The 17581-nt window shown below is 64.3% G+C and carries 15 protein-coding genes; 4 read left to right on the top strand and 11 right to left on the bottom strand.

Features of this window, described 5'->3' with window-relative positions:
- The first annotated feature begins 130 nt into the window (after window positions 1-130).
- Window positions 131-1519, top strand: coding sequence for an adenylate/guanylate cyclase domain-containing protein (locus K8U54_RS22515; RefSeq protein ID WP_249907891.1), 1389 nt, complete (start codon window positions 131-133; stop codon window positions 1517-1519).
- A 13-nt stretch (window positions 1520-1532) separates the two neighbouring features.
- Here the strand turns inward: K8U54_RS22515 and K8U54_RS22510 are convergent, their stop codons facing one another.
- Both K8U54_RS22510 and K8U54_RS22505 read right to left on the bottom strand, forming a co-directional pair.
- Window positions 1533-2576, bottom strand: coding sequence for a glycosyltransferase family 4 protein (locus K8U54_RS22510; RefSeq protein ID WP_249907890.1), 1044 nt, complete (start codon window positions 2574-2576; stop codon window positions 1533-1535).
- Window positions 2573-3397 carry a UDP-2,3-diacylglucosamine diphosphatase gene (locus K8U54_RS22505; RefSeq protein ID WP_249907889.1) on the bottom strand — a complete coding sequence of 275 codons (825 nt, stop codon included), beginning with the start codon at window positions 3395-3397 and terminating at the stop codon, window positions 2573-2575. Before K8U54_RS22505 ends, K8U54_RS22510 begins: the two co-directional genes overlap by 4 nt.
- 169 nt (window positions 3398-3566) lie before the next feature.
- Between K8U54_RS22505 and K8U54_RS22500 the strand changes: the two genes are divergently transcribed.
- Complete coding sequence (locus tag K8U54_RS22500; RefSeq protein WP_249907888.1) at window positions 3567-4325, top strand: helix-turn-helix transcriptional regulator; 759 nt, start codon at window positions 3567-3569, stop codon at window positions 4323-4325.
- Window positions 4326-4390: 65 nt separating this feature from the next.
- Window positions 4391-4726, top strand: a complete 336-nt coding sequence (locus tag K8U54_RS22495) for a tRNA-binding protein (protein ID WP_249907887.1) — start codon at window positions 4391-4393, stop codon at window positions 4724-4726.
- A 24-nt stretch (window positions 4727-4750) separates the two neighbouring features.
- Here the strand turns inward: K8U54_RS22495 and K8U54_RS22490 are convergent, their stop codons facing one another.
- The 5 genes from K8U54_RS22490 to hmgA all read right to left on the bottom strand — a co-directional run bounded on the left by K8U54_RS22490 (window position 4751) and on the right by hmgA (window position 9906).
- On the bottom strand, window positions 4751-5044 hold the full coding sequence (locus K8U54_RS22490; RefSeq protein WP_249907886.1) for a SelT/SelW/SelH family protein: 294 nt from the start codon (window positions 5042-5044) through the stop codon (window positions 4751-4753).
- A 252-nt stretch (window positions 5045-5296) separates the two neighbouring features.
- Window positions 5297-6610: an MFS transporter gene (locus K8U54_RS22485; RefSeq protein WP_249907885.1), complete on the bottom strand. Its 1314-nt coding sequence runs from the start codon at window positions 6608-6610 to the stop codon at window positions 5297-5299.
- A 66-nt stretch (window positions 6611-6676) separates the two neighbouring features.
- Entirely contained in the window at window positions 6677-7321 is a 645-nt protein-coding gene (gene maiA, locus K8U54_RS22480) for a maleylacetoacetate isomerase (protein ID WP_249907884.1), read from the bottom strand.
- A gap of 11 nt (window positions 7322-7332) precedes the next feature.
- Window positions 7333-8619 (bottom strand): fumarylacetoacetase, encoded by a 1287-nt coding sequence (fahA, locus tag K8U54_RS22475; RefSeq protein ID WP_249907883.1) that lies wholly within the window; start codon window positions 8617-8619, stop codon window positions 7333-7335.
- 3 nt (window positions 8620-8622) lie between these two features.
- Window positions 8623-9906, bottom strand: coding sequence for a homogentisate 1,2-dioxygenase (hmgA, locus tag K8U54_RS22470; protein ID WP_249910497.1), 1284 nt, complete (start codon window positions 9904-9906; stop codon window positions 8623-8625).
- Window positions 9907-10026: 120 nt separating this feature from the next.
- Here hmgA and K8U54_RS22465 point away from each other — a divergent pair, with 120 nt between their 5' ends.
- Window positions 10027-10806, top strand: coding sequence for an IclR family transcriptional regulator (locus K8U54_RS22465; RefSeq protein WP_249907882.1), 780 nt, complete (start codon window positions 10027-10029; stop codon window positions 10804-10806).
- 300 nt (window positions 10807-11106) lie between these two features.
- On the opposite strand, the gene K8U54_RS22460 is transcribed toward K8U54_RS22465, so the two are convergent.
- From K8U54_RS22460 to recQ, 4 genes are all read right to left on the bottom strand, one after another.
- Complete coding sequence (locus tag K8U54_RS22460; protein ID WP_249907881.1) at window positions 11107-13212, bottom strand: FimV/HubP family polar landmark protein; 2106 nt, start codon at window positions 13210-13212, stop codon at window positions 11107-11109.
- A 236-nt stretch (window positions 13213-13448) separates the two neighbouring features.
- Entirely contained in the window at window positions 13449-14849 is a 1401-nt protein-coding gene (locus K8U54_RS22455; RefSeq protein ID WP_249907880.1) for a DHA2 family efflux MFS transporter permease subunit, read from the bottom strand.
- Window positions 14849-15283, bottom strand: a complete 435-nt coding sequence (locus tag K8U54_RS22450; RefSeq protein WP_070886297.1) for a MarR family transcriptional regulator — start codon at window positions 15281-15283, stop codon at window positions 14849-14851. The genes K8U54_RS22455 and K8U54_RS22450 overlap by 1 nt, the downstream gene beginning before the upstream one ends.
- A gap of 110 nt (window positions 15284-15393) precedes the next feature.
- Window positions 15394-17517 carry a DNA helicase RecQ gene (gene recQ, locus K8U54_RS22445; RefSeq protein ID WP_249907879.1) on the bottom strand — a complete coding sequence of 708 codons (2124 nt, stop codon included), beginning with the start codon at window positions 17515-17517 and terminating at the stop codon, window positions 15394-15396.
- Window positions 17518-17581: the final 64 nt, after the last annotated feature.

Here is a 17581-nt window from a genome sequence, read left to right as displayed (position 1 = left end):
GGGATTGCGCCTTTGCCGCCCGGCCTTGCAGCGTATATGATCCGAGTTTTCCGCTGGCCCCGTCCGCACGCCGCTTGCAGCCTGGCGATCGGTCATGCAGTCGGACTTTCAGCAGGGTCGCCGTTAGCGCATGAATACCACTCTTTCCGCCGTCCCCAATGGCCTGCCCTCGCTGCTCACCCGCGAATACTACTCGCGCATGCTGGCCTATCTCGCCGTGGCCGCCAGCGTCGCCGCCGGCACCTACGTGCAGGTGTTCAGCCACAGCCTGCTGTGGATCGTGCCCTATGCGCTGCTCTACCCGCACCTGGCCCACTGGCTGAGCAAGCGGTTTCGCGACGGCCACCGGCACCGCACCCTGATGACCCTGCTGTTCGTCGATGCCCTGCACTGTGGCGCGTTTGCCGCGCTGCTGGGCTTCTCGGTGGTGCCCAGCCTGATGTTCCTGCTGACCCTGAGCTTCAGCACCCTGATCGTCGGCGGCTTGCGCGACATGGGCCTGGCGCTGCTGGTCGCGTTCAGCGGTACCTTGCTCACCGCCTCGCTCACCAACCTGCACGTGGCCCCGGAAACACCGGCGCTGGTGGCCCTGGTGAGCATCGCGTTCACCATCCTGTATATCTGCATATCCGCCTATTTCGTGCATCAACAGGGCATCCGTCTCGCCCAGGTGCGCAACCAGATCAAGGGCGAGCAGGAAAAGGCCGCACGCCTGGCCCGCAACCTCGCCAAATACCTGTCGCCCCAGGTGTGGGAATCGATCTTCAGCGGCAAGAAACACGTGCGCCTGGAGACCCAGCGCAAGAAACTCACCGTGTTCTTTTCCGATATCCGCGGTTTCACCGAGCTGTCCGAAGAGCTGGAAGCCGAAGCCCTGACCGACCTGCTCAACACCTACCTCAACGAGATGTCGAAGATCTGCATGAAGTTCGGCGGCACCATCGACAAGTTCATCGGCGACAGCGTGATGGTGTTCTTCGGCGATCCGAGCAGCCAGGGCGCCAAGAAGGACGCCATGGCCGCGGTGTCGATGGCCATCGCCATGCGCAAGCACATGAAGGTGCTGCGCCAGCACTGGCGCGCCCAGGGCATCACCAAGCCGCTGGAGATCCGCATGGGCCTCAATACCGGCTACTGCACGGTGGGCAACTTCGGCGCCGACACGCGCATGGACTACACCATCATCGGCCGCGACGTGAACCTCGCCAGCCGCCTGGAAAGCGCCGCCGAGGCCGGGGAGATCCTGATCTCCCACGAGACCTATTCGCTGATCAAGGACGTGATCATGTGCCGCGACAAGGGCCAGATCAACGTCAAGGGCTTCACCCGTCCGGTGCAGATCTACCAGGTGGTGGACTTCCGCCGCGACCTGGGTGCCAGCTCCAGTTACGTCGAGCACGAACTGCCCGGTTTCTCCATGTACCTGGACACCAATGGTATCCAGAACTTCGACAAGGAGCGGGTCATTCAGGCCCTGCAGCAGGCCGCCGAAAAGCTGCGCGACAAGATCATCATGTGACGCCTGCGGTTGCTCAGCAGCTGCGCGCCGCGGTCGCCAGGCGTTCGCTACAGGCCGGGGCGCCATCGAGCAGCGGCTGGCTGGCGATAAACTCCACCGCCGAAGCCCGCCACGACTGCCTTGCGGCCTCCCCGGCACAGCGCGTGCGATCGAGTTCCAGCGCGGCCAGGCAGGCATCACGCAGATCCTCGGCCAGCACGCCGGTAACGCCCGGCACCACCACATCCAGGGGCCCGGCCACGGCAAAGGCTGCCACCGGCGTGCCGCAGGCCTGGGCTTCGAGCATCACCAGGCCGTAGGTGTCGGTGAGCGATGGAAACACCAGCACACTGGCGCGCCGGTAGAAATCGACGAGCGCCTCACCCTGCTGGTAGCCGAAGAACTTCACCTGCGGATAAGCCTGCTCCAGCACCTGCCGCTGCGGGCCGTCGCCCACCACCCATTTCTCACCGGGCAGCTGCAGATCGAGAAACGCCTGCAGGTTCTTCTCCGGCGCAAGGCGCCCGACATAGAGAAACACCGCACTAACCGGCACGGCAACGGTTTGTCCTGGCGTGAACAGCCTCGTATCCACTCCTTTGCGCCATAGCATCAGGCACCTCAATCCACGCTGGGCCAGCCCTGCGCGCAACCGCTCGGTACTGACCAGCACCGCCTGACTGTGCCGATGGAACAGCCGCAGGCAGGCATAGCCCACGCCCAGCCCGACCCAGGCGCAGCGCGCCGTCAGGTATTCGGGAAAGCGCGTGTGCACCGCACTGGAAAACGCCAGGCCGCGACGCAGCAGCCAGCGCCTGGCGGCCCAACCCAGCGGCCCTTCGGTGGCCAGGTGCACACCGTCGGGGGCGAAGGCTTCGATGGCCGGGCCGACGCGCCACAGGTTCCACGCCAGGGGAATTTCCCCATAGCCCGGACAGGGTATGCAGCGGAAGGTTTGCGGCGACAGCACCTCGACCTGATGCCCCATGGCGCGCAGCTCACCGACCAGCGCCTGCAGGCTGGTGACCACACCGTTGACCTGCGGCGCCCAGGCGTCGCTGACGATCAGCAGCCTCACGCCGCCGGCTCGATGACCGCCACCTTGGCGGCCTGCAGCTGCGCCAGCCGCTGCTGTTCCTCGGCCAGCCGGTAGAGTTCGATGCGCCCGTCCGGGTGCTCGATCAGCGCCGTGCAGGACTCGACCCAGTCGCCGCAGTTGAGGTATTCGACGTCGCCCAGCTTACGGATTTCGGCATGGTGGATATGCCCGCAGACCACGCCATTGAACCCCCGGCGCGCGCACTCGTGGGTGATGGCTTCCTCGAAGTCGCTGATGAAGTTCACCGCCGTCTTCACCTTGTGCTTGAGGTAGGCCGACAGCGACCAGTAGCCATAGCCGTAACGGCGCCGCCAGTGGTTGAGCCAGCGGTTGAGCACCAGGGTCACGGTGTAGGCCGAGTCGCCAAGAAACGCCAGCCAGCGGTGGTAGCGGGTGATCACGTCGAACTGGTCGCCATGGATCACCAGCAACCTGCGGCCATCGGCGGTCACGTGCTCGGCTTCGTCGACCAGCTGGATATTGCCCAGCAGCAGCTTCGAATAACGGCGCAGGAATTCGTCGTGGTTACCGGTGACGTAGATCACTTCGGTCCCGCGCTTGCTCATGGTCAGCAGACGGCGGATCACGTTGGTGTGCGCCTGGGGCCAGTAGATGCCGCCGCGCAGCTTCCAGCCATCGATGATGTCGCCCACCAGGTAGATCCGCTCGGCCTGGTAGCGCTTGAGAAACGCCGCCAGGTGTTCGGCCTGGCTGTCGCGCGTGCCCAGGTGCACGTCGGAGATCCACAGTGTGCGTACACGCTGCTTGCGGCTCGGCCTTACCAGGGGTTCGATGCTCATCGGGCGGTCTCCGGCAGATTTTGGCCGAGCATGCGCGAAGGCGGTGAAATGATTGTGAACGGGCCATGGCAATTCGATGACGACCGTACTCTGGCCACCCACTGAAGTGCCCGTGCGTGCAAAGAGCCATCCACGGCGTAAACTGGCCTCACTGCTCGAGGAACTCGCCATGTCAGCGCTCTTGTCTGTACGCCACTACCACCAGGAGATCGTCTGCCACGAACATGACCACGCCCAGCTGGTGTTCGGCCTGAGCGGCCACCTGCAGTTCGAGGTGGCGGGCCTGGGGAGCCACGTCAGCCGGCAAAGCCTGGCGGTGGTGCCGGCCGGCGCCCGCCACGCCTGCGAAAGCCGCAACGGCAGCGAATGCCTGGTGCTCGACGTACCGGCCGGCGACTGGCTGGAGCGGAGCCTGGGAGATCATGCCGATGCTAGCCGCCGGCTGCTGGAGGCGCCGCTCAGGGTCGAACTGTCGGCCAGCCAGAGCGGACTGGTCAACTGGCTGGCCGCCAGCGCGTTCAACGACCCGCTGATCGCCCGCCAGGGCTCCATCCTGCTGCTGGCCAGCCTCAACGCACAAGCGGCCCCCCGTCCCACTCTGGGCCTGCCGCTGAGCATGCTGAACGCCTATATCGAGCGGCATGCGGCCCACCCCATCCAGGTGGCGGACTTGGCCCGCCTCGCCGGGCTTTCCGCGGCGCGCTTCCACCACCGCTTCGTCGAAGAAACCGGGCTCACGCCCATGGCCTACGTGCGCGACAAACGCCTGCGTCTGGGCCGTCAGCTGCTGCACAACAGCCGCCTGAGCGTCGGCGAGATCGCCGCCCGGGTCGGCTACACCTCGCAGAGCGCCTTCACCGCCGCCCTCTCCCGGCAATTCGGCGAAACGCCCCGGGTGCTGCGTGAGCGCCAGCCTGGCGACAAATAACGCCAATCGCGCGACAGCTTCTCTCGTTTTGGCCCGTTAGAGTGCGGCCTAAACAGGAGAGCACTATGCAGATCATCGAATGGCAGGATTTCGAACGCGTCGAGCTGCGCGTCGGCACCCTGGTCAGCGCAGCACCCAACGAGAAAGCCCTGAAACCCGCCTATGTGCTGCAGGTGGATCTCGGCGAGCTGGGCATCCGCACCTCCAGCGCACAACTCACCGCCCATTACGGCGTCGAGGAGTTACTGGGACGCCAGGTGCTGTGCGTATGCAACTTCGCCCCCAAGCGCATCGCCGGTGTTCGCTCCGAAGTGCTGGTCACGGGTGTCTATGACAGCGACGGCAAGGTGGTACTGGCCAGCTTCGACAAACCCTTGCCCAACGGCGCGCGCCTGGCCTGAGCTGCAGTGCCGGGCTGTTCGACTTCAGCTACCGGCCGAGCGATCGTTATGGCCCAGATCGCGAGCCGGGTCGATCTGGTCGCGGACCCGCTGCTTGAGCACCTTGGCCTCGGGGAAGCCACCATCGGCCTTGCGCTCCCAGATCTGCACGCCATTGCACTGGATGCGAAAGGTGCCACCCGTGGCGGGCTCGAGGCTGACCCTGGCCAGGTCATCGGCGAAAGTGGAAAGCAGCTCCTGAGCCAGCCAGGCGGCGCGCAGCAGCCATTGGCACTGGGTGCAATAGGTGATGGTGACTTCCGCTTTGTCAGGTGTCATATGTCCTCTCCACGGCTTGAAGAGCTATCTTAGCGTGCAAAGCTAGGAGCTTGCGCGAAAGGCGCATAGCAGGTGATCGCGTACTAGCCAGCTCTAGCACATTGAGGCAATTGCACCTTCCCAATGATACCCGGCTCGCGGCACTGGTCGACGCCGAGGCGGTGCCGGAATTGGACAATGCCAGCACCTCCGGCCGCCTAGCACCTGCCACTCAATTCAGTCGCGCATTGAACACCTACTTTCGGGGTTATTTTATTGCGGCGAGCGCACCTGGATGATCAACAATGCCGCGATCACCGCCGGTATCGCGCAGAAGAAGAAAATCTGCTCCACCGGGATATGCATCGCCAGCAGCATGCTGCCGAACAGCGGTCCCAGGATCGAGCCAAACCGCCCCACGCCCAATGCCCAACCCGCACCGGTGGCGCGCACATGCGCCGGATAGAAGTTGCTGGCGAAGGCATTTAGGGTCAGCTGCCCTCCAATGATGCAAAACCCGGCCGCAAACACAAAGGCCACCAGGTAACGCGGGTTGTCATGGTTGAGGCCGAGCAGGATGGTGCACACCGCAGCGGCAGTGAGCACACCGGCCAGAAGGTGAACTTTGCTTTTCAGGCGGTCGGCGAACCAGGCCATACCGATGGCGCCAAAGGTACCCGCGAACAGGAACATCGACGTCACCAGGTTGGCTTCTTTCAACGCCAGCCCGCTCTCCAGCAGCAGCGACGGCAGCCAGCTGATCATGAAGTACAGCAGGATCAGGCTGACAAAGAAGGTCGCCCAGATCAGCACAGTCGGCCGCGCGTAACCGTTGCGAAACAGTTCCACGACCGTCAGTTTGCTGCCTTGCTCCTGTCGGTTTTCGGCCTGGACCGCAGGCGGCGGTTGCCAGCCCGGCAGCATGCGTGACGTGACCTTCTGCAGCCGCGTATAAGGTGGTGCATCATGCAACAGGCGCGGCAGGGATTCCGGCAATAACCACACCAGAAAAGGAAACAGCAGCAGCGGCGTCACGCCCCCGGCCAGAAACACCGCCTGCCACCCGAAGCCTTCGATAAACCCCGCGGCCACAAACCCACCCGCTGCCCCACCGAACGAGAAGCCACAGGCCGCCAGCGTCACCATCAGGGTGCGCAGTCGCGGTGGGGCATAGTCTGACATCAACGCCATGGCGCAGGGCATGGCACCGCCCATGCCAATGCCGCAGATAAACCTTGCGGCCATCAGGGTGGTCAGTGAGTTGGCGAGTACCATCAGCAAGGTGAGGCTGGCGTAGATCAGCACGCAGCAGAGCAGAATGCGTCGCACGCCAAAGCGATCGGCCAATGGCGTGACCAGCAGTGAGCCCAGCGTCAGCCCGAGCAGGTTGGCACTGAACACCGGTCCGAATGCGGCCTTCTCCAGGCCCCAGTCCTCGGCCAGCGCCGGCACCACATAGCCCAGCACCTGGGCATCGTAGCCATCGGTCACCAGCAACAACACCAGCAACAGAAGGATCAACCATTGATAGCGCGACACCGGATGGGCATCGAGCGCTGCGCGCAAGCTGGCAATCTGATTATGCATCGCAAGGTACCTTTGATTTTATTTTTATGGACAAGCACAACGCTGCAGGAGCTGGCAAGCAGGCTCCTATGGGAGGCAAGGTGTATCGGGTTGGTTTGCGGGGTGAGCCTGAATGAATGCCGGATGCTGCGCCGCCAACGCCGCTACCCGGCCAATGCGCGGGTACGCCGCCAGCGACACCTTGAAACGCTCAGCCGCATACAATTGCGGAATCAGGAACGCGTCGGCCAGCCCCGGCTGGTCGCCGAAGCAATACCCCTGGTCGCCAATCAACTGCTCCACCGCACCCAACCCCTGGCTGATCCAATGGTCAATCCACTCCAGCAGCCGCGCCTCGTCATGCCCCCACTGGCGCAACAGATTCTGGGTGCTGGAGTTGTGCAGCGGATGGACATCGCAGCCGATGATCGCCGCCACCGCACGCGCATTAGCCCGGGCCAGCAGGTCGCTGGGGAGCAGCGGCACCTGTGGATAGCGCTCCTCCAGGTATTCGATGATCGCCAGCGATTGAATCAACAGCTCCCCTTCATCGGTGCGCAAGGCCGGCACCCGGCCTTGCGGGTTGATCGCCAGGTACGCCGGCTGGCGATTCGCACCGCCTGCCGGCACCAGCAGGTTGACCGGCACAGCAGTGAAATCCAGGCCCTTGAGCGCCAATGCAATGCGCACCCGGTACGACGCGGTAGAACGGTAGTAGGTATAGAGCTCCATCCCCTGCCCTCCTAGTGTGCCGCGACCACAGTGCCGCGGCATTCGCCGAAACCGATGGAGGCAAAACCCTCACGGCTGCAGCGGGCGCGCAGGATGATTTCGTCACCGTCCTCGAGGAACGTGCGCATTTCGCCAGACGGTAGCTCGACAGGCTTCTTACCGCCCTCGGTCATTTCCAACAGGCTGCCGAACTGACCGGGTTGCGAGCCCGACAGGGTCCCTGTACCAAACAGGTCACCCGCCTGCAATTGGCAGCCGTTGACGCTGTGGTGCGCCACCAATTGCGCGGCCGTCCAGTACATATGCAGGCTATTGCTCAGCGCCAGGCGGTAAGCCGGCAGGTTCCGTTCGCGCATGGCCGCCGTGGTGATCAGTACCTCAAGCTCGATATCCAGAGCGCCAGCAGCCTGGTCGCGCTCGTCCAGCAGGTACGACAACGGTTGCGGGTCACCTGCCGGTCGCGCCGGTTGCGCCATGCGGAACGGTTCAAGCGCCTCTGCCGTCACTACCCAGGATGAAATGGTGGTGATGAAACTCTTCGACAGGAACGGTCCCAAAGGCTGGTATTCCCAAGCTTGGATATCCCGCGCCGACCAGTCATTGAGCAGACAGAAACCGGCGATATGCTCAGCCGCGTCACCAATGGCAATGGAATTCCCCAACTCATTGCTCTGGCCGATCCAGACGCCCAGCTCCAATTCGTAGTCCAGGCGCGCACACGGGCCGAAGGTCGGCACAGTCTGGCCGGCTGGCAAGATCTGGCCTTTCGGGCGGCGTACGTCTGTGCCGGAGGTGCGAATAGTCGAAGCACGACCGTGATAACCAATCGGTACGTACTTGTAGTTAGGCAACAGGGGGTTATCGGGACGGAACAGTTTGCCGACGTTCTGCGCGTGTTCGATACCGACATAGAAGTCGGTGTAGTCATTGATTCGCGCCGGTAGATGCATCTGACAATCGGCAGCCCGATGCAGCACTTGTGCTTCACGCGCCTGCAGTTTGCTGCCTTCGGCCAGCAATGCCAGAAGACGCTCGCGCAAGGCCACGCGCGGGCCACGGCCCAGCTCAAAAAAAGCGTTCAATTGGCCATCGGCGGTCGCTTCGACGGCGCGCCGGGCGTCACCGTCAAACTCATCGATCGCAGCGTGCAGATCCAGGATCGAGTCGCCGATCGCGACACCTGCGCGTGGTGCGCAGCCATTGATGCTGAACACCCCCAGCGGCAGGTTTTGCAGGGGAAAATCGCTGTGACCATTGGCGGAGGCCACCCAGCTGCGGGTCGGTGTGGGCTGATTCATGGCTTATCTCCGGTTCGGGTTGAAGGGGGTGGGCAACGAGGCCCAGCACGCGTCATAGGAAGGTTGTAATTGTGGGCAATCCAATGCGAACTGGGTCGGGCGCAGCACTTGGCTGCTCTCGAACATGAACGCCATGGTGTTTTCGATCTTGTGTGGTGCCAGATCCGCATTGATGGCCCTGGTGCAAGTCTCGCCGTCCGGGCCATGGGCGCTCATGCAACTGTGCAGCGACGCGCCACCGGGCAGGAAGCCTTCAGCCTTGGCGTCATAGCCACCCTGGATCAGGCCCATGTATTCGTTCATCATATTGCGGTGGAACCATGGCGGGCGGAAGGTGTTTTCGGCCACCATCCAGCGCGGCGGGAAGATCACGAAGTCCAGATTGGCCAGGCCATGGGTGCTGGTGGGTGAGGTCAATACGGTGAAGATCGACGGATCCGGGTGGTCGAAGCTTACGGTGCCGATGGTATTGAAGCGGCGCAGATCATATTTGTACGGCACGTTGTTGCCGTGCCAGGCGACCACGTTGAGCGGGGAATGATCCAGCTCACAGGCCCATAGCTCGCCGAGGAATTTCTGTACCAGCGCCGTCGGTTGTTTCAAATCTTCGTAATGGGCAACCGGCGTAAGGAAATCGCGTGGGTTGGCCAGCCCATTGCTGCCGATCGGCCCCAGATCCGGCAGGCGCAACGGTGCGCCGTGGTTTTCGGCGACATAACCGCGGGCTTGCGCATCCAGCAATTGCACACGGAATTTGAGCCCCCGTGGCAGCACGGCGATTTCCAGCGGCTCGACCTCCAGCACACCCAGTTCGGTCGCGATACGCAGGCGGCCCTGCTCGGGGACGATCAACAGCTCGCCATCGGCGTTGAAGAACACGCGCTCCATCGAGCGGTTGGCTCGGTAGTGGTGGATGCTGACGCCTGAAGGTTTGTCGGCCGCGGAATTGGCGACCATCCCTACCAGTCCATCGATAAAGTCCGTCGGCTCGATCGGAATATCCAGGGGGTTCCAGCGCAGGCGGTTCGGTGTCACCGCTCCCTGAGGCCCACCGGCCAAAAGCCGATCCAACTTGACAAACGCCGGATGACTGGCAGATGGCTGGATACGGTACAGCCACGTACGGCGCGCTTCACTGCGCGCCATGGTGAAAGCCGTGCCGGAAAACAGTTCGGCGTATAGGCCGTAGGGCGCTTTTTGCGGGGAGTTCTGGCCAACGGGCAGCGCGCCAGGCAGGGCCTCGCTGGCGAATTCATTGCCGAAGCCCGACAGGTATTCGAGGTTCATGGATCGTCTCCAAGCTGAAGCTATTATTTTTCGTAATCCAATTACGCATAACGTAATTTGATCACTGTCTACCGTCAAGCTATAAAGACGCCCATTCATCTCTCGGATTCTTGCTCTTCCATGGATACCCCCCGCGACACCGGTAAACAGAAAGTGCGCTCGGCCGAAGTGGGCACCGACATCCTCAAGGCCCTGGCCGAACTCTCGCCTGCCACCTCGTTATCGCGCCTGGCCGAACACGTGCAAATGCCCGCCAGCAAGGTGCATCGTTATTTGCAAGCGCTGATCGCCTCGGGTTTTGCCGAACAGAACAGCGCCACCAACCACTATGGGCTGGGTCGCGAGGCGTTACGCGTGGGCCTGGCTGCGTTGGGCAGCATGGACGTGTTGAAAGTCGGCGCGATGCCCCTGGCGGAGTTGCGCGATGAACTGAATGAAACCTGCTTTCTCGCGGTGTGGGGCAATCAAGGTGCGACCGTGGTGCATATCGAGCCTGCGGTGCGCGCCGTCACGGTGGTGACGCAACTGGGGTCGGTGTTACCGCTGCTCAGTTCGTCTACCGGCCTGGTATTCAGCGCTTATTTGCCGCCGCGGGAAACCATGGAGTTGCGCGAGCGTGAAATTCGGGCAGGAATTGCCCACGCCTTAGCCGACGATCAGACCTACATCACCGTCTGCGAGCAGATTCGCAGCCGTGGCCTGCACGTTGTCCACGGTTTGCTGATGCCGGGGGTGGATGCACTGTCGGCGCCGGTGTTCAACGCGGTCGGGCATGTGACGGCGGTGATGACCGTGGTCGGCCCTACCGCATTGTTCCAAGCCGACGAGAATGGCCCGGCGGCGCAACGATTGCTGGCTGCAGCCCGCGCCGTCAGTTGGCGCATGGGCTATCAGCCCTGAGCTAGCCGTGCCATTGGGTCATTGCCGCCGGGGTTCGGGGCAGCGTTGCTAGATAGATAATTATTACTGGTCATTGGAAGCCCCAGGCGCAGATCCCGGCGTGCAGATCGTATTGCGATGCCGTGGCGCGCAGGCGGCCTCATACGAGGTGGTTTGCTGGCAATCGCCACGGCGCTGCATCACGCCTCGAACCAGTGCTGTTTGGCCAGGACTGGCAGCGCCCGGAGAAAACACCAAATTGCGCCCATGCCGGGCGCACATGAAGAGCGCGGACACGGCCGAGCGTCTACAGCCTGAACGTCAGGCGATACGTGCGAGCAGCTCGCGGGCTTCCTGTTTCTCCTCCTCGTCGCCTTCGTTGATCACCTCGTTGAGGATGTCGCAGGCGGCTTCCAGGTCATCCTGTTCGATATAGGCCATCGCCAGGTTGAGCTTGGTGAGATTCTGGTGGTTGGTGACGAAACGGTCGGCATCGTCGGCCGAATCCCCAGGCAGCTCGTCCAGCTCCAGCCACTCGTCCTGCGGGCCTTGCTCCTCGACCAGCATGGTGCCGGCGAAGGGGCTGTTGACGTCATGGCCGAAGATATCCTCCGGCGTCTCCTCGGGTATCGCCGGCGCGTCGGCCTCGGCGCCGGGACGCTTCTTGCGCGAGCCGTTTTCGAAGGGGTTGACCAGATCCCAGTCGGCGTCCAGCGACAGGTCGTCGAGATTGAGCTGGAAGTCGTCATCCTGGGGCTTCTGCTGGGGCGCAGGTGCTGGCGTCTCATCCAGGTCCAGAGTCAGGTCTTCCAGCGGGCCCAGAGATTCGAGCGGCTCCAACTCATCGGCCGGCTGGGCGAATAGCCCCGGGTAACCGGCCTTGAGCGCGTCGATACGGGCAGCGTCGAAACCGGCCTGGCGCAGGCGCATTTCCTCTTCGGCAAAGGCCGCGGTATTGCCCTTCTGCGCCAGCACCTCGAGCAGGCGGAAGCCGATGTCCAGGCGCTGCGGGTTGGCCTGGGACGCCTGGCGCAGCACGGAGACCGCCTCGCCCAGGCGGCCATAGGCCAGGTAGATGTTGGCGGCATCCAGCGGATCGGTGGAACTGGTATCGGTACGCGGAGCGACCGGCGCGCGCACCGGCGGCGGCACGTCCGCCTCGATGGCGCGCGGCGCGACGACCGGCTCGACCGGCTCGGCCACAGGGGCCTGCACCACCGGTGGCACGACGACCACGGGCTCGGCGATGGCCTGCGGGTCCGGCTTGCGCTTGCGTTTGAAGAGCACCAGCATCAGTGCCAGCAACCCCAGCAAGGCGGCCAGCAGGATGTTCCAGAGGCTCCAGAAACCTTCTGTCTGCGCCGCAGCGGCGACCGGTGTTGGCGCGGCCTGTGGGGTAGCGCTCGGCGCGGCAGCCTGTGGTGCCGGTTCAGCGGGCGCGACCGGCGCGGCGACCGGGCGCTGGGCCAGTTGCTCGAGCAACTGGGCGATCTGCTGATCCCGCGCTTCCATACGCGTCATCATGTCCTTCAACTGGTTCTGCACGGTCAGCAGATCCTGCTGCAGCTGCAGGTTCTCGGCAGTGCGGTTGGCGACCTCTTCCTCGACCCGGCGGATCTGCGCCAGCACCTCCACCTGTGGTTCGGCAGGCTGCTGGGGCGCGGTGTCGGGGATGATTTCCGCCGGCGCGGCCGGACGCTCCGGGGTGGCCGAGTCGGCAGGCTGGGCAGGCGCTGCCTCGGACATCCGCGCGTGGTCGGGTAACAACAGCGAAGCGCCAGCGCGCAGACGATGGATATCTCCGTTGCTAAATGCATCAGGATTGAGTGCATGGATATCGAGCATCAGGTCCTGCAGCGACGACTGGTCGCCATCGACCCGCAGCTTGGAGGCGATGGTCCACAGGCTCTCGCCGCTGGCCACCCGGTAACGCTCGCCACGGCTGGCGATCGGCGTGCGGCGCGGTGGCGCGTAGGAGGTGAACTGCTGGTCGCCCACCGGCGCGGCCTGGTTGCTGTAGGCGGAGGAAGACGGCGGATCGAGCAGCACCGTGTACTCGCGCAGCAATTGCCCGCCGGGGCGCTTCAGCTCGACGATGAAGTTCAGGTAGGGCTCGCGCACCGGCTGGTTGGATACCACCCGCACGACGCTGTTGCCGCCGCGCAGCAACGGGCTGAAGCGCAAATCGTTGAGGAAATAGACACGGTCGACGCCGGCGCGGTTGAAGGCATCGGCCGGCGCCAGGGCCACCTTGATATCCGCGGTGGTCATGTCATCACCGACCGCCAGCAACTGGATTTCAGCGTTCAGTGGCTGGTTGAGTGCCGAATGCAGGGTGATCTCACCCAGCCCCAGCGCAGGCGCCAGCCCCGAATAGAACGCCGAGCTCGATGCCAGGCCGATCAGCAGATGACGAACATGAGTCATAAAAGCTCCCGATAACTCCGCTCGAAAACGGTTGCAGCGGCTCTAACCGGGCCGACGATTCTGCAAGGTGCGGCGTGCATGGCGCTGCCTCGGCAAACGCTCCTTGTCCCACCGAGTAGTGAGTATGGTCACAATTCAAAGACTTGCGAGTTTCTCGAGCCGTTCAAGTCCTACCGCTCGAGCACCTCGCCATCATACGCAAAAAGCCAGAAATACGGCTACTTATGTGAACGCCGTCAACCTTGTGACGGCCGCAGGGTCCATGCCGCGAGCAGGGTCAGCGCGAACAGCGCGCCCATCAGCCAGAAGCTCTGCTGGAAAGCCGCCACCTCGGCTGGGAAATCACCGCCCTCCTGGCGATGGCGCCACTCCAGGAAAAAGGTCAGCAGGTTCACGCCGAAGGCCCCGCCCAGCTGCCGCACGAAGGTGATGGCGCCTGCGCCGTGGGGCACCTGCTCGCGATCGAGCGCATCCAGCGCACCGGTAGTCAGCGCCGGCAGCAGGATGCCCAGGCCGACCCGCCCGATGCAGGCCCAGAAACACAGCACCAGAAAGGACGCGCCCGGCTGCAGCCAGCCCAGGCCGAGCGAAGACACCACCAGCGCCAGCAGGCCCGCGACCAACAGCACGGCCGTCGACAGATGGTCGCTCAAGCGCCCGCCCATGAACGAGGCGACGCCCATCACCACCCCGGTCGGCAACAGCAGCAGACCTGCCCAGCCTGCGCTGTAGCCCTCGATGGCCTGCACGTGCAGGGGGATGATGTAGGTGGTGCCGTACAGGCCCATGCCAAGGGCGAGCGCCACCCAGCTGGCCTTGCGGAAGCCTGCGTGCCGCCACAGCGCCAGCGGCAGCAAGGGTCGGCTGCTGACGCGGCTGCGCCACAGAAAACCGACGATGGCCGCCAGGCCGATCACCCCCGGCGCCCACACCCGCGCTTCGGCCCAGGCGAAACGCTGGGCCTCGGCCAGCGCGCCGAGCGTGGCGAACAGGCCGACGTTGAGCAGCACGAATGCCCAGAGGTCGAGAAACGGTGTATTGCGCTGGCGCTCGCTGGGCATCAGGAACAACCCGGCCAGCATGGCCAGGAAGCACATGGGCAAGGGCAGCCAGAATACCGCGTACCAGCCGAACATGTCGACCAGGTAACCGCCGATGGTCGGCCCCAGTGTGGGCGCGATCATCACCCCAAGCCCGTAGGCGCCCAGTGCAGCGCCGCGACCGCCGCCGGCGAACACCCGGAAGATCAGCACCATGGCCAACGGCTGGACGATGCCAGCGCACAGGCCCTGGATGATGCGCAGGGTGATCAGTTGCCAGGCCGCGCTGGCGACCAGGGCAAGCACCGAGGTGACGATGAACACGGCCAGGCCGGCCTGCGCCGTGGCCCTGGCACCAAAGCGGGCCTGGGCCCAGGCGGAAAGCAGCAGCCCCGAGGTCATCGCGGCGAGAAAACCGGTGGACAGCCACTGGGCCAGGGGGCGGCCGATGCGAAAGTCGGCCATGATCGCCGGCAGCGCGACGTTGACGCTGGTCGACGCCAGGATCATCGCCATGCTGCCGAGCATCAGCACGATCAGCAGGTAATTCGGATAACGCGGCCCGTAACGTCTCTGCAGCAGAGACAGGTCCTGCATCAACGCCGCTCCAGATTGCCCAGAATGCGCGCGTGCACCTGCTGGCAGCGGCGCAGGTCTTCCTGGTCGATGCCGGCAAACAACTCCTCACGCAGCTGCGTGGAAATCGCCTCGATCTTCTCGATCAGCGGCTTGGCAGGCGGACACAAGGCAATCTTCTTGGCGCGGCGATCTTCGGGTACCGCATGGCGCACCACCAGGCCCTGGGCTTCGAGGCTGTCGAGCAACCGGGCCAGCGTCGGCCCTTCCACGCCGACGCTCTGCGCCAGTTCGCGCTGGGTCGGCAGTTCGGCGAAACGGCCGATATGCAGCAGCACCAGCCAGCGCGCCTGGGAAAGCCCCAGCCCAGCGAGTCGTCGATCCAGTTCTGCGCGCCAGGCACGGGACAATTGCGCCACTTGCATGGCGAAACGATGGGGTTCGTTCGGGGACATGGAGGTCGCTCTTCGAATTATCAAAAACTAATTATTAGCGAGCTAACCATAGCTTTTGGCAGAGAGCAAGATTGCCGTCGTAACCAGACACACCCCTGTCGCCTGTTCGATCAGGCCTCGAACTCCGCCTGCAGCGCGGCACGCACGCAGTGCAGCACGCCCTCCTCTATACGCCCGGCGAACAGCGGGCTGACCTCGGCGACCGGCGGCAACTCGCCCTCGCCATCGAGAAACGCGTCCTGGATTTCGCCCAGCAGCTCCTCGGGCAGATCGAGGGCCTGCTGCAGAGAAATCTGGTGCTCGGCGATGGCTTCGGCGAGCATCGCGTAGGCGCTCTTCGGGCTGCAGCCCAGCTGCGTGGCGATCTGGCTCGGCGTCATGCCGGCGCGGGCCAGGCTGACCAGCTCGTGACGCAGGTCGACCACCGGCGCTGGCGTATCAGCGCCGGCCAGCACGTCCAGAAAGGCCTCGCCGTAGCGCTCCAGCTTGCGGGCACCGACACCGCTGACCCGGGCCATCTCGGCCATCGTGGTCGGCTTGCTGCGCAGCATTTCCAGCAAGGTGGCATCGGGGAAGATCACGTAAGGCGGCACCGCGTGCTCCTCGGCCAGGCGCTTGCGCAGCGCACGCAGCGCTTCCCACTGCTCACGCTCGTCGCCGCGCACCAACTGCCGCGCAGCGCTGCCGGACGCCTTGGCGCTCTGCTGGGGCTTGAGATCGCGACGCAGCAGCAGGGTCACCTCGCCGCGCAGCAGCGGCCGGCAGCTGTCGGACAGGCGCAGGCCGCCGAAGCCTTCCAGGTCGACGTCCGCCAGGCCGCGGGCGACCAGCTGGCGGAACAGCGAACGCCACTCGCCCTCGCTGAGCGCGCTGCCCACGCCGAATACCGACAGGTGCTGATGGCCGAGGCCGCGCATCTTCTCGTTGTCGCGGCCCAGCAGGATATCCACCAGATGGCCGACGCCATAACGCTGTCCGCTGCGATAGATGGCCGACAGCGCCTGGCGGGCCGGCTCGGTGGCGTCCCAGGTCTGTACGCCGTCGGTGCAGTTGTCGCAATGCCCGCAAGGCTGCGGCAGTTCTTCATCGAAATAGGCCAGCAGCACCTGGCGGCGACAGCGGGTTTCTTCGCACAGCGCCAGCATCGCGTCGAGCTTGTGCTGCTCCACCCGCTTGTGGCGCTCGTCGCCTTCGGAATTGGCGAGCATCTGCTTGAGAAAGATCATGTCCTGCAGGCCGTAGGCCATCCAGGCATCGGCCGGCAGCCCGTCGCGCCCGGCGCGGCCGGTTTCCTGGTAATAGGCCTCCAGCGACTTGGGCAGGTCCAGGTGCGCGACGAAGCGCACGTTGGGCTTGTCGATGCCCATGCCGAAGGCGATGGTGGCCACCATGATCAGGCCTTCCTCATTGAGAAAGCGTTTCTGGTTATAGGCGCGCAGCTCGGCGGGCAGGCCGGCGTGATAGGGCAACGCCGGGAAGCCCTGCTCGGTCAGGAAACCCGCCACCTCCTCGACCTTCTTGCGCGACAGGCAATAGACGATGCCGGCATCGCCCTTGCGCGCCGCCAGGAAGGCCAGCAGCTGCTTGCGTGGCTGCTCCTTGGGCACGATGCGATAGAAGATGTTGGGCCGGTCGAAACTGGACAGGAAACGCTCGGCATCCTGCAGGTGCAGGCGATTGACGATTTCCTCGCGGGTGCGCATGTCGGCGGTCGCGGTCAGGGCGATGCGCGGCACCTGGGGGAACAGCTCGGCCAGTTGCCCCAGTTGCAGGTACTCGGGGCGGAAATCATGGCCCCATTGCGACACGCAGTGGGCCTCGTCGATGGCGAACAGGGCGATCTGCAGCTGCTGCAGGAAGTCCAGCATGCGCGGCTGCACCAGGCGCTCCGGGGCCAGATAGAGCATCTTGATCTCGCCGCGGCGGATCCGCGCGGCGATATCGCGCTGCTGTTCGGCCTCCAGGGTGGAGTTCAGCGCCACCGCCGCCACACCGAGTTCCTCCAGGGTCGCCACCTGATCGTCCATCAGGGCGATCAGCGGCGACACCACCACGGCCAGCCCGTCGCGCAGCAGCGCCGGTACCTGGAAGCACAGCGACTTGCCGCCGCCGGTGGGCATCAGCACCAGCGCATCGCCGCCGCTGGCCACGCGCTCGATGATCGCGCCCTGGCGACCCCGGAAGCTGTCATAGCCGAATACGTCTTTGAGGATGCGTTGCGCCTGCTCGAGCATGTAGGGTCTCCGAATCAAGCGGGGTATTATACGCACCTGTGCCGCAAGGTGCGGCCTTGACACC

This window comes from Pseudomonas fulva, assembly GCF_023517795.1.
In the GTDB taxonomy this organism is placed as follows: Bacteria; Pseudomonadota; Gammaproteobacteria; order Pseudomonadales; family Pseudomonadaceae; genus Aquipseudomonas; species Aquipseudomonas fulva_D.
This window is presented reverse-complemented; position numbering and strand designations above follow the sequence as displayed.